Source organism: Flavobacterium sp. (assembly GCF_035456225.1).
GTDB lineage: Bacteria > Bacteroidota > Bacteroidia > Flavobacteriales > Flavobacteriaceae > Flavobacterium.
On the sequence record NZ_DATIDM010000041.1, the window covers coordinates 18,157 to 34,726 of the forward strand.

Annotated in this window: 9 protein-coding genes; 6 read left to right on the forward strand and 3 right to left on the reverse strand. The window is 38.5% G+C overall.

All coding sequences use genetic code 11. From position 1 onward, the window contains the following. The first annotated feature begins 190 nt into the window (after window positions 1-190). From rpoC to VLB74_RS02440, 3 genes are all read left to right on the forward strand, one after another. Window positions 191-4,495 (forward strand): DNA-directed RNA polymerase subunit beta', encoded by a 4,305-nt coding sequence (rpoC, locus tag VLB74_RS02430; RefSeq protein WP_325201878.1) that lies wholly within the window; start codon window positions 191-193, stop codon window positions 4,493-4,495. A gap of 89 nt (window positions 4,496-4,584) precedes the next feature. Then, entirely contained in the window at window positions 4,585-4,896 is a 312-nt protein-coding gene (locus tag VLB74_RS02435) for a DUF3467 domain-containing protein (protein WP_325201879.1), read from the forward strand. 324 nt (window positions 4,897-5,220) lie between these two features. Beyond that, the gene (locus tag VLB74_RS02440) at window positions 5,221-8,598 is read left to right on the forward strand and encodes a T9SS sorting signal type C domain-containing protein (RefSeq protein WP_325201880.1); all 3,378 of its coding nucleotides are present in this window, start codon (window positions 5,221-5,223) and stop codon (window positions 8,596-8,598) included. Between the two features lie 50 nt (window positions 8,599-8,648). Here the strand turns inward: VLB74_RS02440 and VLB74_RS02445 are convergent, their stop codons facing one another. Together VLB74_RS02445 and VLB74_RS02450 are read right to left on the reverse strand one after the other, a co-directional pair. Continuing rightward, entirely contained in the window at window positions 8,649-8,864 is a 216-nt protein-coding gene (locus VLB74_RS02445; RefSeq protein WP_325201881.1) for a hypothetical protein, read from the reverse strand. 80 nt (window positions 8,865-8,944) lie between these two features. After that, on the reverse strand, window positions 8,945-10,534 hold the full coding sequence (locus tag VLB74_RS02450; RefSeq protein WP_325201882.1) for a peptide chain release factor 3: 1,590 nt from the start codon (window positions 10,532-10,534) through the stop codon (window positions 8,945-8,947). A 252-nt stretch (window positions 10,535-10,786) separates the two neighbouring features. On the opposite strand from VLB74_RS02450, the gene VLB74_RS02455 reads away from it, so the two are divergent. The 3 genes from VLB74_RS02455 (at window position 10,787) to VLB74_RS02465 (ending at window position 15,187) form a co-directional block, all read left to right on the forward strand. Then, window positions 10,787-12,754, forward strand: coding sequence for a peptidylprolyl isomerase (locus tag VLB74_RS02455; RefSeq protein ID WP_325201883.1), 1,968 nt, complete (start codon window positions 10,787-10,789; stop codon window positions 12,752-12,754). Between the two features lie 24 nt (window positions 12,755-12,778). Continuing rightward, on the forward strand, window positions 12,779-14,164 hold the full coding sequence (locus VLB74_RS02460; protein ID WP_325201884.1) for a peptidylprolyl isomerase: 1,386 nt from the start codon (window positions 12,779-12,781) through the stop codon (window positions 14,162-14,164). 69 nt (window positions 14,165-14,233) lie between these two features. Then, window positions 14,234-15,187, forward strand: a complete 954-nt coding sequence (locus VLB74_RS02465) for an AAA family ATPase (RefSeq protein WP_325201885.1) — start codon at window positions 14,234-14,236, stop codon at window positions 15,185-15,187. Window positions 15,188-15,269: 82 nt separating this feature from the next. Here VLB74_RS02465 and VLB74_RS02470 read toward each other — a convergent pair whose 3' ends face one another. Beyond that, complete coding sequence (locus VLB74_RS02470) at window positions 15,270-16,409, reverse strand: hypothetical protein (protein WP_325201886.1); 1,140 nt, start codon at window positions 16,407-16,409, stop codon at window positions 15,270-15,272. Window positions 16,410-16,570: the final 161 nt, after the last annotated feature.

Consider the following 16,570-nt stretch of genomic DNA (forward strand, 5'->3'; position numbering starts at 1 on the left):
GGATTTATACCCGTAACCCGTTCCGATTTTTTATACTGATGCAGGGCATCATATAACTAGCACTCCAGATGAGAGTCTGAAGTTTAGAGAAGTAATTCGAGGTGGCAGCGTAATGATTTGACTCTTTCTTAAGAGTACATCATAAGTCTAAAATCAATTTTTAATTGCAAATAAATCAATAGTAAAAACTATGATGAATAATAGAAATAAAGATAAAAACACGATCAAGAGATTTAACAAGATTTCGATTGGTTTAGCTTCTCCGGAATCTATCCTGGCGGAGTCAAGAGGTGAGGTTTTAAAACCGGAAACCATCAATTATCGTACCCATAAACCAGAGCGTGACGGTCTTTTCTGTGAGCGAATTTTCGGTCCTGTAAAAGATTTCGAATGTGCTTGTGGTAAATACAAAAGAATCCGTTACAAAGGGATCGTATGTGACCGATGTGGGGTTGAAGTTACGGAGAAAAAAGTACGTAGAGACAGAGTAGGTCACATCAATTTGGTGGTGCCTATTGCTCATATCTGGTATTTCCGTTCACTTCCGAACAAAATCGGATACATTCTTGGTTTGCCGTCTAAAAAATTAGACATGATTATCTACTACGAAAGATATGTGGTAATCCAGGCAGGTATTGCCAAAGGTCCGGACGGAGAATCATTAAACAAATTAGATTTCCTTACTGAAGAAGAATACTTGAATATTCAGGATTCGCTTCCAATGGAAAACCAATATTTGGATGATAACGATCCGAACAAATTCATCGCTAAGATGGGAGCGGAGTGTATCATGGATTTATTGGCCCGTACCGATTTAGATGCTTTGTCATACGAATTGCGTCACGCGGCTAACAATGAAACATCGAAGCAAAGAAAAACAGAAGCGTTAAAACGTCTTCAGGTAGTGGAGTCTTTCCGTGAAGCAAACAATAACAGAGAGAACCGTCCGGAGTGGATGATCATGAAAGTTATTCCTGTTATCCCACCTGAATTACGTCCGTTAGTGCCACTAGATGGTGGTCGTTTCGCGACTTCGGATTTGAACGACCTTTACCGTCGTGTAATCATCCGTAACAATCGTTTGAAACGATTAATGGAAATCAAAGCGCCAGAAGTAATCTTGAGAAACGAAAAACGTATGTTGCAGGAATCTGTTGACTCGTTATTCGACAACACAAGAAAAGCTTCTGCTGTTAAAACAGAATCAAACAGACCGTTGAAATCGCTTTCTGATTCATTGAAAGGTAAGCAAGGTCGTTTCCGTCAGAACTTATTAGGTAAACGTGTGGATTATTCAGCGCGTTCGGTAATTGTCGTTGGACCGGAAATGAAATTGTTCGAATGTGGTCTTCCAAAAGATATGGCTGCCGAACTGTACAAACCATTCGTTATTCGTAAATTAATCGAAAGAGGAATCGTTAAGACAGTTAAGTCGGCTAAGAAAATTATCGACAAAAAAGAGCCGGTAGTATGGGATATCCTTGAAAACGTAATTAAAGGACACCCGGTATTACTAAACCGTGCTCCAACGCTTCACAGATTAGGTATCCAGGCGTTCCAGCCAAAACTAATCGAAGGAAAAGCGATTCAGTTACACCCGTTAGTGTGTACGGCGTTCAACGCGGATTTCGACGGTGACCAGATGGCGGTTCACTTACCATTAGGACCAGAGGCTATTTTAGAGGCACAATTGTTAATGTTGGCTTCTCACAATATCCTTAATCCTGCCAATGGTGCGCCTATCACGGTACCTTCTCAAGACATGGTTCTTGGTCTTTACTATATGACCAAAGAGCGTTTGTCTACACCTGATCACAAGATTTTAGGTGAAGGTTTAACTTTCTATTCTGCTGAAGAGTGTAATATCGCTTTAAATGAAGGAAGAGTTGAGTTGAATGCCCGTGTTAAAATCAGAGCAAAAGACTTTAACGAAAACGGAGAGTTGGTATACAAAATTATCCAAACTACTGCAGGTCGAGTATTGTTTAACGAAGTAGTACCTGAAGCAGCTGGATATATCAATGAGGTATTGACCAAAAAATCGTTGCGTGATATCATCGGACACATTTTAAGTGCAACTGATGTACCTACAACGGCTGCCTTCTTGGACAACATGAAGGATATGGGGTATAAATTCGCCTTCAAAGGTGGTTTGTCTTTCTCATTGGGAGATATCCGTATTCCGGAACAAAAACAACAATTGATTGCTGATGCCAGAGAACAGGTGTCCGGTATTTCAATGAACTATAACATGGGTCTTATTACCAATAACGAGCGTTACAACCAGGTTATTGATATTTGGACTTCTGCCAATGCACAGCTTACAGAATTAGCAATGAAAAACATTAGAGAAGACCAACAAGGTTTCAACTCGGTGTATATGATGCTTGACTCTGGGGCGCGTGGATCGAAAGAGCAGATTCGTCAGTTAACCGGTATGCGTGGTTTGATGGCTAAGCCGAAAAAATCAACTGCTGGTGGTGGTGAAATTATTGAAAACCCGATCTTATCAAACTTTAAAGAAGGTCTTTCCATCCTTGAGTACTTTATCTCTACTCACGGTGCCCGTAAAGGTCTTGCGGATACCGCTCTTAAAACGGCGGATGCGGGTTACTTGACTCGTCGTCTGCATGACGTATCTCAGGATGTTATCGTTAATTCGGTTGACTGTGGTACTTTAAGAGGTGTCGAAGTTTCGGCTTTAAAGAAAAACGAAGAGATTGTAGAATCTTTAGGAGAAAGAATCTTAGGACGTGTTGCGTTACAGGATGTTATCAATCCGTTGAATGGCGATGTATTGGTTCACGCAGGTGAAGAAATTACCGAAGCTATTATGAAAGCAATCGATGCTTCTCCGGTTGAAAAAGTAGATGTTCGTTCGCCGCTTACTTGTGAAGCTCCGAAAGGAATCTGTGCTAAATGTTACGGACGTAACTTAGCAACAGGCAAGATGACGCAAAGAGGTGAAGCCGTTGGTGTAATTGCTGCACAGTCAATTGGTGAGCCTGGTACACAGTTAACGCTTCGTACGTTCCACGTAGGAGGGGTTGCCGGAGGTATCTCTGAAGAGTCAAGCATCATCACTCGTTTTGCCGGTAGATTGGAAATCGAAGATCTTAAAACGGTTAAAGGTGAAGATAACGAAGGAAACGCTGTGGATATCGTAATCTCCCGTTCAACTGAATTGAAATTGGTTGATGAGAAAACAGGAATCCTATTAAACACACATAACATTCCTTACGGTTCCAGCATCTTTGTTAAAGATGGCCAGGTAGTAAGCAAAGGTGATGTAATCTGTAAATGGGACCCTTATAATGGTGTAATCATCTCTGAATTTACAGGAAAAGTTGCTTACGAAGATATCGAACAAGGACAAACGTTCATGGTTGAAATCGACGAGCAGACTGGATTCCAGGAAAAAGTAATTACTGAGGGCAGAAATAAAAAATTAATCCCTACTTTATTAATCTACGGAAAAGATGGTGAACTAATCCGTTCATACAACTTACCGGTAGGAGCTCACTTGATGGTTAACGACGGTGAGAAGATTAAAGCAGGTAAGATTTTAGTGAAAATTCCACGTCGTTCTTCGAAAGCAGGCGATATTACCGGAGGTTTACCAAGAATTACCGAGTTGTTAGAGGCTCGTAATCCTTCAAACCCTGCGGTAGTTTCTGAAATCGATGGTGTAGTTTCTTTTGGAAAAATCAAAAGAGGTAACCGTGAGATCATCATCGAATCTAAATTCGGTGAGGTTAAGAAATACTTGGTGAAATTATCAAGTCAGATCTTAGTTCAGGAAAATGACTTCGTAAGAGCGGGTGTGCCATTGTCTGATGGAGCAATCACTCCGGATGATATCTTGAGAATTAAAGGACCGGCTGCTGTTCAACAGTACTTGGTAAATGAGATTCAGGAGGTATACCGTTTACAAGGGGTAAAAATTAATGACAAGCACTTTGAGGTTGTAATTCGTCAGATGATGCGTAAAGTTCAGATTCAAGATCCGGGAGATACTCTATTCTTAGAAGATCAATTGGTTCACACATCCGACTTTATCATCGAAAATGATAAGTTATACGGAATGAAAGTTGTGGAAGATGCAGGAGATTCTGAAAACCTTAAACCAGGACAGATTATTTCTCCAAGAGATTTAAGAGACGAAAATTCGTTGTTAAAACGTAATGACAGAAATGTAGTAGTGGCAAGAGATGTAGTTCCGGCAACGGCAACTCCGGTTCTTCAAGGTATTACAAGAGCGTCATTACAGACGAAATCGTTCATCTCTGCGGCATCGTTCCAGGAAACAACCAAAGTATTGAATGAAGCTGCTGTTGCAGGTAAAGTTGACGGATTAGAAGGACTTAAAGAGAATGTTATCGTTGGTCACAGAATCCCTGCCGGTACCGGTATGAGAGATTACGACAACATAATCGTTGGTTCTAAAGAAGAGTTCAACGAACTTATGGCAGTGAAAGAAGAATTTAATTACTAAAAATTAAATTTCTCACTATATTTATAAATCCTAACAGTGTAATACTGTTAGGATTTTATATTTTAGCTTAATAATTAAAAAGTATAACAATGACTGATAAAAATAATAATCAAGGACAAATTAACATAGAGTTGGATGAGCAAACGGCTGAAGGAACCTATTCCAATCTGGCAATCATTAATCATTCGAATACCGAATTCGTAATCGATTTCGTAAGCATTATGCCTGGTGTGCCAAAAGCTAAAGTAAAGTCCAGAATTGTACTTACGCCACAACACGCAAAAAGACTTTTAATGGCTTTGGGTGAAAATATTCACCGTTTTGAAAGTGCTCACGGGGAGATTAAGGAAGCAGAGCAAACCCCGATTCCATTTAATTTTGGCCCAACAGGACAGGCGTAGTTGAAAGAGTTGTCTGTTTAGATAAAGTGCTTCTGCTCCATTTAGGAAAAGAAATTATAAATGCCAATCATAATTTGCCTTATTCCGGACAAAAGCATATACAAAGTTTTGTGCTTTTGGATATGATTGCTTTTTTTGACGAATGTTCAGTTTTCTTTTAGATAAATTTTCAGTAAAGGGACGTATTGTCTGTATTTGAATGCTTTAACGGAGTGTTGGTTGTCGATTTTTATAGGGAAAAGATTAGTTTTACATCTTAAATTGATATTTTTGTACAATGTGTTTAATTGATTTATCCTGTATATGAGTGTAAGGAAAATTATTATGTTAAAGAAAAAAGATAAGAGAAATTTTGCTGCATATTTGCTGCTTTTTTTCTTACTGCTTTCGCTGAATTGTTTTTCGCAATCGATACAGGTGACCGGTGTTATTCCTGACCCTTCATGTGGGGGTGGGATTGTTACAGTTACTTTTAATACTACGAACGGAAACGGTGGCAATAGAGCTTATTATACTTCCGGAACGAATTTTATTGCCTATTTGAGCAGTAATACCGGAGTTGGTCCTTATACATCATTGGGCCCCCTTACATTATTGCCATATACTTTTTCCGGTGGAAATGGTACAGTTAACAGTGGTGTGCAGGGAACAATTGTATTACCTGCAAATGCATCGGGAACTTACAAGATTGCTGTAGGTTCAACTTCTCCTTTTTTTATTGCAACTGCCGGAAGTGGTGCTTCTCCAAATTTTACTGTCAATGCAGCGCCAAACGGAGGTACGCTTTCCGGAAATGCTGTTGTTTGTCCAGGTGTAAACAGTGCTACCTTTACATTAAGCAGTTACACGGGAAGTATAGTTAAATGGCAGTCCTCTCCTTTAAGTGATTTTTCTGTTTCGGTAACGGATATTCCAAATTTATCAGCGAACCTGACGGTAAACAATGTTTCAACAACAACGTATTATCGGGTTGTGCTAACCAATGGGACATGTTCTGCATTTAGTTCAGTTGCTTCTGTAACTGTAGATCCATCACCGGGAACCGTTTCTGGAGATCAAAGTATTTGTGCCGGAACTCAACCGGCAGACATTGTGTTGTCAGGAAATAGCGGAACAATTCAGTGGCAACAATCAACAGATAATGTGAGTTTTTCAAATATCGCCGGAGCAAACGGAGCTACATTAACTTCGGCTCAAATGGGAACCCCGGCGCTGACGACTTATTATAGAGCACAGTTGACCGGAGGATGTGGAGTTATTTATAGTGCTACAGTTACTGTTGTGGTAAATCAGTCCAGTGTGGGTGGAACGGTTTTGTCTGATGCAACAATATGTTCTGGTAATAATTCTACAACATTGACACTAACCGGCTACACTGGAAATGTTGTGAAATGGCAGTCATCTACTCAACTTAATTTCAATACCGCTGTTGATATAAATAATACGACAAATACATTGGTGGTTACTGATTTGACTTCAACCACTTATTATCGTGCTGTGGTTAAAAACGGAGGATGTGCCCAGGTAAATAGTTCGAGAGTTAAATTGACTGTGATAAATGCTCCCAATGGAGGAACTCTTTCCGGCGGTACTACAGTTTGTTATGGCGTAAATAGTACCACATTAACATTAACTGGCTATACCAATACAATCCAGAAATGGCAGTCTTCTACAATTAGTGATTTTTCTTCGGGAGTTACAGATATAGCCAATACAACAGCTACCTTGACAGTAACCAACTTGACAGTGACAACTTATTACCGAGTAGTGGTCGTTAATGCAAATTGTTCGTCATTCAGTACTATAGCAGCTATTCAGGTGAATCCTATGCTTACAGCTACAATTATCGGAAATAACAGTCCTATATGTATAGGGTCCAATGCTGTTTTTAATTTGACAGGTTCGACAGGCGCCACTGTTACATATACAATTAATGGAGGTGCAAATCAAACGGTTGTTTTGACTGGAGGTTTGGCTGCGGTTACTGTGAATGCACCGGTTTCTGACCAGACTCTAAATTTGGTTTCGGTAAGTTTTGGTGCTTGTACTCAAACTATCAGTGGATCTTCTACTGTAGTTGTTGGTGCTTCCAATGTTTGGACAGGGAGTGTAGACAATCAGTGGGGTACAACCGGGAACTGGAGTTGCGGAACATTGCCAACGGCAAACACCGATGTAATTATAAATTCCGGGGCTGTTGTTGTTTCGGGTATTAACGCATTGGCAAATACACTTTCTCTTAACGGGACTTCAACGTTAACTGTCAATTCCGGAAATAATATCACGGTTACAAATGCTGTTACAGTTGGCAGTGGTGCAAATATGACACTTCAGAATAATGCAAATCTTATTCAGATTAACAATGTAGCCAATTCTGGTTCTATTGTGGTGAATCGGGAGAGTTCATCATTAATGCGTTTGGATTATACGTTATGGTCATCACCGGTTGCTTCTCAAAATTTATTGGCTTTTTCTCCATTAACTGTTACCAATCGTTTTTATGTCTATAATTCAGTTACAAATCTGTATAGTGCTGTAACGCCAAGTTCAACTAATTTTCAATTAGGGAAAGGATATTTAATCCGAATGCCAGATAACCATCCTACAACTCCTGTGAGATGGGGTGGTGTTTTTACCGGTGTACCTAACAATGGTAACGTGAGCTTCAGTGCCTATAATGGTGGTGCAGGTCTTGGTTTTAACGGGGTGGGCAATCCATATCCGTCGCCGGTAGATATGACGAGTTTTGTAAATGGAAATGCAGGCAACATAACCGGAACGCTTTATTTTTGGCGTAAAACCAACAGTGCTGCAACTGATCCTGGATATTGTACCTGGACAACAGCCGGTTTTGTGGGCAATGGAGAAGCTCAAGTGGTAAATCCAAACGGGATTCTAAGAACCGGACAAGGGTTTATAGTTGAAATGAGTAATGGGGCTACGAATGTTTCGTTTACCAATGCCATGCGTGTGGCCAATAATGCGGACCAGTTTTTCAGGAATAGTGATTTAAGCGAAATCAGAGAATTACAAGGGGATAGAATCTGGTTGAATGTTGATAATGCATCCGGAGCAAATAATCAAATGCTTTTGGGCTACTTCCCAAGTGCTACTTTGGGAGTCGATTTCGGAATAGACGGTAAAAGTTTTGAAGATGGGCCTGTTTCATTGACAATGGATATAGCCGGAGGAAATTATCTGATTCAGGGGAAACCGGTTTTTGATGTTTCGGACAGTACTCCTTTACGATTGAAGACTTCCTATACAGGCATGCATTCTATTTCTATAGATCATCTTGATGGGGTGTTTTTAGACAGTCAAAACATATATCTGAAAGATAATCTGCTAAATGTGACTCATGATTTGAAAGCGTCTGCTTATTCGTTTGCATGCAATTCAGGGACTTTTCCCAATCGTTTTGAAATCGTTTATCAGACTGTGCTGAATGTTAATCAGAGTAATTTTGACGGGAACACTGTTGTGGTTTATAAGGATGAACAAGGAGATATGAACATAAATGCTAGCGGCGTTCTAATAGATACTGTTGAAGTGTATGATGTGCGCGGAAGAAAATTGATTCGAAAAGTTGGGGTAAATAACCCTTCTGCTTTGATTTCAAACTTAAAAGACGAGAATGCAGTGTTGTTTGTAAAGGTTATCTCCGAGGATGGCAGAATTGTAAATAAAAAGATTGTTTTTTAGCTTCGTTATAAGTATAGAATAAAAAAAATCCACCTTTTGGTGGATTTTTTTTATGTGGTTTTATTTTTTCTGCTTCGGAAATAATTAAAAGCTAATGCGATCCCGAAAAGAGCTAACCAAAATAATTTTCCGTTAATCGGCGCTACAGGAGGATCATCATCTTCCAGACCGCCGCCTCCGTCGTCAGTTCCCGGTTGAGCGAACATTACAAAATCAGACAGAAATAAAAAGCTGAAAATGTATATTTTAAGTAAGTTAGACTTCATATAGTTTTATTTGGGTGTGAAAATAATATTGGGTGTGAAAATAACAATTATGTTTCAAAAGCCAATTTTAAAAATGTTAATTAGTCGAATTCCGAAGTGAAAAGCAATTTAACGCTTGGGTATTTGCTTTGCGACATCTGAATTGAAAAATCCGAATCGGCCAGGAAAACCAACTGTCCGTACTTGTCTTTTGCCAAAAACTTTTGTTTGATTCGTTTAAATTCGGCAAATTCTTCGTTTTTAGGATCTTCCGGTTTTACCCAACAGGCTTTGAAAGCCGGAAAATTTTCATAAGAACATTTGGCGCCATATTCATGTTCCAAACGGTACTGGATTACTTCATACTGTAGAGCTCCCACGGTGCCGATAACTTTTCGGTTATTCATTTCCAATGTGAAAAGCTGCGCTACTCCTTCGTCCATCAACTGGTCTACACCTTTTTCAAGCTGTTTCGCTTTCATAGGATCGGCGTTGTTGATGTATCGGAAATGTTCCGGAGAGAAACTCGGAATTCCTTTAAACTGCATCAATTCGCCTTCCGTAAGCGTGTCACCAATTTTGAAGTTTCCGGTATCATGCAATCCTACGATATCACCCGGATAAGAAATGTCTACAATTTCTTTTTTCTCCGCGAAGAATGCATTCGGACTCGAGAATTTCAGGTTCTTGCCTAAACGGACATGCAAATAAGGCTTGTTTCTTTCGAATGTTCCCGAAACAATTTTAATGAAAGCCAAACGGTCACGGTGTTTAGGGTCCATATTCGCATGGATTTTAAATACAAATCCGGAGAATTTGTTCTCGTCCGGTTTTACTTCACGGGTATCGGAATCTTTTGGTCTTGGAGTCGGAGCGATTTCAATGAAACAATCCAATAATTCACGCACGCCGAAATTGTTTAAAGCCGAACCGAAGAAAACAGGTTGCAGATCACCGTTTAAATAACTTTCGCGGTCAAATTTCGGATATACCTCCTCTACCAATTCTAACTCTTCACGTAGTTTATTGGCGGGTTTTTCTCCGATGATTTTATCCAGTTCCGGATTGCTGACATCGTCAAAAGCGATGGTTTCTTCAATGTTTTTGCGGCTGTCACCTTCGAAAAGATTGATGTTTTTCTCCCAGATATTGTAAATTCCCTTGAAATCATATCCCATACCAATCGGGAAACTCAATGGTGTTACGTGAAGTTTTAATTTCTTTTCCACTTCGTCCATCAAATCGAAAGCATCTTTACCTTCACGGTCCAATTTGTTGATGAAAACGATCATTGGGATGTTGCGCATACGGCAAACTTCTACCAGTTTTTCCGTTTGCTCCTCAACCCCTTTCGCAACATCAATAACAACAATTACACTGTCTACAGCGGTCAAGGTGCGGAAAGTATCTTCCGCGAAATCCTTGTGTCCCGGAGTATCCAGAATGTTGATTTTTTTGTCCTGATAGTTAAAAGCCAATACGGAAGTAGCTACGGAGATCCCTCTCTGACGCTCAATTTCCATAAAATCGGAAGTAGCTCCCTTTTTGATTTTATTGCTTTTTACAGCGCCCGCTTCCTGGATCGCTCCTCCAAATAATAACAGTTTTTCTGTTAAAGTGGTTTTACCGGCATCCGGGTGAGAAATAATCCCGAATGTTCTTCTTCTCTGTATCTCTTTTTGAAAACTCATCAGACAAAATTTTGTGGGTGCAAAAGTAATTATAATTTGTGAGAACTTATTTTATTATCAAAAAAATAGCCTTTAGCGACTTATGTTGAATTTTGCGCATAATTTTTTGTTAATAGTTTTTTGTATGGTTGGATAATAGGTTTGAATTGTTATTTTTGTTGGTTGCAAATCGAATGTTCTTTAAGTAGGATAAGATATTTGAAAATAATTTAGATTTTAAACGACTTCAAACTAAATAGTGTTAAAAAAGAAATGAGATTAAAACAGGTTCTATTAGGTCTTTTTATGGCTGCCAACGCAGTTTCTTTTGCTCAGGAAAATAAAAAAGAGGTTCTTTTTACAATTGATGATAAACCGTTTTATACCGACGAATTCGCAAGGGTTTACAAAAAAAACCTTGAATTGGTGAAGGATGATTCTCAAAAGGATTTGAATCATTATCTGGATCTTTTCATCGGATATAAATTGAAAGTAGAAAAAGCCAATAAGTTAGGACTTCAAAATAATGCCTCCTATCAAAGCGAACTTAAGTCGTATAGAGCTCAGCTTTCAAAGAATTATGTGACTGATACCAAGGTGACAAAAGAGTTGATTGATGAAGCTTACAAAAGATCTTTAAAAGAAGTCAAAGCATCTCATATTCTGTTTAACGTTGATGAAAATGCGTTGCCTGCCGATACTTTAAAAGTTTATAATCAGGCTATGAGTGTTCGCAAGAGAATCCTTAATGGTGAAGATTTTGAAACACTTGCCGTACAGAATTCGCAAGATCCGTCTGTAAAAGACAATAAAGGGGATTTGGGCTGGTTTTCAGTTTTCAAAATGGTTTATCCTTTTGAGTCAGGTGCGTATAAAACGCCTAAAGGAGAAATTTCGATGCCGGTCAGAACGCGTTTTGGGTATCATTTGATCAAAGTTTATGATATCCGTGATAACCGAGGACAAGTTACCGTATCACATATCATGACATTAAACGGTCAGAATCCGGTTGAGGCGGCTGCAGCAAAAACTACAATTGATGATGTTTACAAAAAACTTCAGCAGGGAGAATCTTTTGAGAGCCTGGCACAACAGTTTTCACAGGATAAATCATCCTCTGGAAAAGGTGGGCAATTACAACGTTTTGGTTCTGGTGAATTGAGCTCGGATGAATTCGAAAATGTTGCATTCTCACTAAAAAAGGAGGGAGATATTTCTCAACCTTTCCAAAGTCAATTCGGATGGCATATCATCAAGTTGATAGAAAAACACCCGGTAAAATCATTTGAAGATACGGATGTTGATTTTGAAGGTAAAATCAGAAAAGATGATCGTTCCAAGTTAATCAACAAATCATTAAATGATAAACTGCAGGCTAAATACAAAGTGGTACAAAATAAAAAGGCCTATAAAAACGTGTTTTCTTATTTAAACGAAAAGTATTATACTCAAGAATGGGAATTGCCTGGTGGGAAAGACCCTAATGAGGTGATATTCACAATGGAGAAAGATAAGAAAGTGAAATCGACAGAATTTGTTACTTATATTTTTAACCAACAGAAAGCGAATTTGAATGTCAAACCGTTATCTAAGCTTTATGAAAGATTGTATAATGATTTTGTTTATTCGAAATTATCAAAATATTACGATGATAATTTAGAGAAAGAGTTTCCTGAGTTTTCGTATGTAATGGATGAATACAGAGATGGTTTGTTGTTGTTCGATTTAATGGAAAAAGAAATATGGAACAAAGCGAAAACAGATTCGCTTGGGTTGAAGAATTTCTACGAAAGCAATAAAGCAAATTACCAATGGAAAGAACGAGTGGAAGTAAACGTTTTTTCTTCGACTAAAGAAGATGTTATTAAAAAGACAGCACAATATCTGAAAAAGAAAAAATCTGTTGATTTTATAAAATCGAATATCAATCAAAAAGGAGCTGTTGATGTTATGGTAAAATCGGGAATTTTTGAAATCGGAAATGACGCCTTACCTAAACACCAGAATTTTAATGTTGGGATTACAGAAATCAGCCATGAAGGGAATTATTACTTCGTTACACAGGTAATCAAGAAAATTGAGAAGGGACCTAAAAAACTTGAAGAAACCAAAGGAAAAGTGATAAACGATTACCAACAGTATCTTGAAGCGCATTGGGTAGATGAATTGAAAAAAGAATTTACCGTAAAAGTGAATCAGGAAGTTTTTGATAGAGTGAAAAGTCAATTACTGATAAAATAAACCAAAATAAATTAACTAAAAATAATGCCATTTAATAAGAGAAACATGAAGTTGAGAAACAATAAAATTGCCCTGATTTTCGGATTTGTAATCTGTGCTTTCAGTTCAATATATGCGCAAACAAGTCAGAAGAAGAAAATTGATGGCGTAGTTGCTGTTGTTGGTGATTATGTGGTTTTGGATTCGGACATCGATAAGACTTTTGTCGAGTTGCAGGCACAAGGTGTTGATACAAAGAATATAGCCCGCTGTGAAATGTTGGGTAAACTGCTTGAAGATAAATTGTATGCTCATCAGGCCATTCAGGATAGTATTGTGGTAAGCGACGGTGAGGTTAATGAGTTTATGAACGCCCAGTTGGATCAGATGGTGGAACAGGTTGGGTCAATAGATAAGGTAATTCAGTTTTACAACAAAAGAAATTTAGAAGATTTTAAGGCTTATTTTTTCGATGTGGTTAAAATGAATAAGCTCACGCAACAAATGCAGCACAAAATTTTTGAAGACGTAGAAATTACACCTGAAGAGGTAAGATTGTTTTTTAACAAGATTCCGAAAGATGAGTTGCCGGTTTTTGGTGCAGAAATGGAGGTTGCTCAAATCGTTGTAAAACCGGTAGTTGGTCCGGCGGAAAAACAAAAAGCAATTGATAAGCTGAAAGAATTAAAGAAAGAAGTGCAGGGAGGAGCAAGTTTTTTCAGTAGAGCTGTAATATATTCAGAAGACAAAGGATCATCTTCAAACGGAGGATATTATAAATTGACAAAAAAGACGCAATTTGTAAAAGAGTTTAAAGATGTTGCTTTCAGTTTGCAGGAAGGTGAGATATCGGAGCCTTTTGAAACGGAATTTGGGTACCACATCATTTTTCTTGAAAAAATACGCGGACAGGAATTAGACATCCGTCATATTCTGATTTCCCCTAAAGTAACCGATGAGGCATTAAAAGAAGCGAAAACTAAAATCGAAAACATCCGTAAACGAATTGTAGAGGGTCAGATTTCTTTTGCAGAAGCAGCTAAAGAGTATTCTGATGAAAAAGAGACAAAAAACAGCGGAGGGGTTTTGATGAACCCAAGAACCATGTCTACCCGTTTTGAGTTGACAAAGATGGATCCGACTTTGTATGGCGAAGTTTCTGAATTAAAGGATAACGCAGTTTCTTTTCCGTTAGTTGATCAGGAGCAAAACGGAAATAAAAAATACAAACTGATTACGGTTACAAACCGATATGAGGAACATACAGCGGATTTTGCAACAGATTATTTAAAGATTAAAGATCTTGCTTTGAAAGAAAAACAGCTTAAAGCGATTGCAAAATGGACTGATGAAAAAATTAAGGAGACTTATATCAAAATAAACGGTGAATACAGAGATTGTAAATTCACTAACAATTGGCTTAAGAAATAATTTGATTATGGCTATTCTATAGATAGCCCAACTAAACTGAATTAATAACTCCAAACTAATAACTGGAATATGTCGGACGTAACAGCAATTCAAAATCTGGTTCAGAAACAAAAAGCCCTTAAAGAAGAGATCTCCAAAATCATAGTTGGTCAGGAGGATGTGGTTAACCAGATTGTGTTAAGTATTTTTTCGGGAGGACATGCGCTTTTGGTAGGTGTTCCCGGATTGGCAAAAACACTGATGGTAAATACCATTTCACAGGCTTTGGGGTTGGATTTTAAACGAATTCAGTTTACGCCCGATTTGATGCCTTCTGATATTTTGGGAAGTGAGATTTTAGATGAAAGCCGAAGTTTCAAATTTATAAAAGGACCTATTTTTTCCAATATTATCCTGGCGGATGAGATAAACCGTACACCTCCTAAAACACAGGCGGCGTTGTTGGAAGCGATGCAGGAGAAAGCAGTTACCATTGCTGGTCAACATTACAAACTGGATCTTCCTTTCTTTGTACTGGCAACCCAAAACCCTATTGAGCAGGAGGGCACTTATCCGTTACCGGAGGCGCAATTAGACCGATTCATGTTTGCCATCAAGTTGGATTATCCTTCGTTTGCAGAAGAAGTTCAGGTAGTGAAAAGTACGACGACCGATTTTACAGTTACTGTAAATCCTTTACTCACGGCCCAGGAAATTATTGATTTCCAACAATTGATTCGACGAATCCCTGTGGCGGATAATGTGATTGAGTATGCAGTGACACTGGTTTCCAAAACTCGTCCGGACAACGCACTTGCTACCGACTTTATCAAAAACTATTTGGATTGGGGTGCAGGACCAAGGGCTTCTCAAAATTTAATTTTGGCTGCCAAGACAAATGCGGCACTAAATGGGAAATATTCTCCGGATATAGAAGATGTTCAGGCTGTGGCGACAGGAATTCTTCGCCATCGTATCATCAAGAATTATAAAGCCGATGCGGAAGGAATCACCGAAGAAATGATTATAAAGAAACTGTTCTAGTTTCATAAGTAATACAAAACAAAAGCGCAAGGAAAGTATTTTTCTTTGCGCTTTTTTGTTTTTTGAAGATTTTCTATTCTGATTAGCTTCCTGAAATTTTTTCGTCCAATTCCTTATCGTAAAAGAATAAAAACATGCTGCCCATCATGTCCTGATCCGCTTTTGAAGTATTGTCACAGGTCATAACGAGTTCGTATTCATGTTTGCCGTACAGCCAAATGCCGTTCTCAGAACTGAAAGTTGCAATCTTTTTTAAGCCGATTTTGTTTTTGTAATTAGTAATATCGCAAGTGAAAACCGTTTTGTTTTCGGTTTTGTCAAACAGGCTGATCGAAGTGGCAAAGGGATGCACGTGTGGTGCCGAAAAATGCAATCGGGCACTGTCTTTAATTTGTAATTGTTCTGTAATGGAGCTTCGGTAGGTTTTTTTTCCTTGAGGAATTACCCAGTGTCCGGACAACAAATTCCCTGTTTTATCACAATAAGTGTGATTTTTTGTTTCTACCGGAATACATTGATTGCTGGCAGGATCCAATGGTCCTTTAAACGGATCAAACTTATCAAAAGGCAGTTGAATATAAACCGTTTTACTCATTAACGGTTTTTGTGTTTTGTCGTAAGTTTCATATTTCACGGAAACCTTATGTTTTACCTTTTTGAAAATGTCCGGTTGGTTATGATTGAGGGTCTGTGTGGTGATGAATAAATAATCGGAACCAATAATCGGAACACCATAACCTTTCGGAAAATCGAAATGTTCCAGCCCGTGCGACAGCGATGTCATTCTGGGATATTGTTTTCCGATGCGATTCTCTAATTTCCAATGGCTGTAGTATTGCGCGTCGTTAATGTCTACATTCATGTGGCAGATGAAATCGTTAGGGAGAATTTCGTTTGTTTTAGCATCAATAGCGTTAACGTCAAAACCGGTGATCCACACGAGGCTGTCCGACTGGTTCAGTTGTATGTAACGTGAGGCTTTTGGACCTTCCATCGATTTGTAAATCCCGTCAATAACAAAAGTTGGCGACAACATCCTGTATTCTTTTTGGTTGCTGTTTATATGCCAGTCGCTGTCAACTAAACCCGTTTTATGAAGAAGGAGTGTCTTTATTATAGCCTTGTGCCGATTGGTAAGCTGGGTGTAGATAACCACTCCAAAAAGACTGGAAAGGATAAAACTAAAGGCTAAAAATTTGTATATCTTTGAGCGTTTCAACATTTTTCAATCGAATATTGGCAAAAATACTAGAAATGGGTTTAGAAAAATACAATAATCACAGAATCTTTGGTTTAGATGTGGTAAGGGCGCTTGCAATCCTGCTGGTGTTGTTCTCTCATATTTATTATCTCATTGGTAGCGCGAATCCACTTCTGATTTCG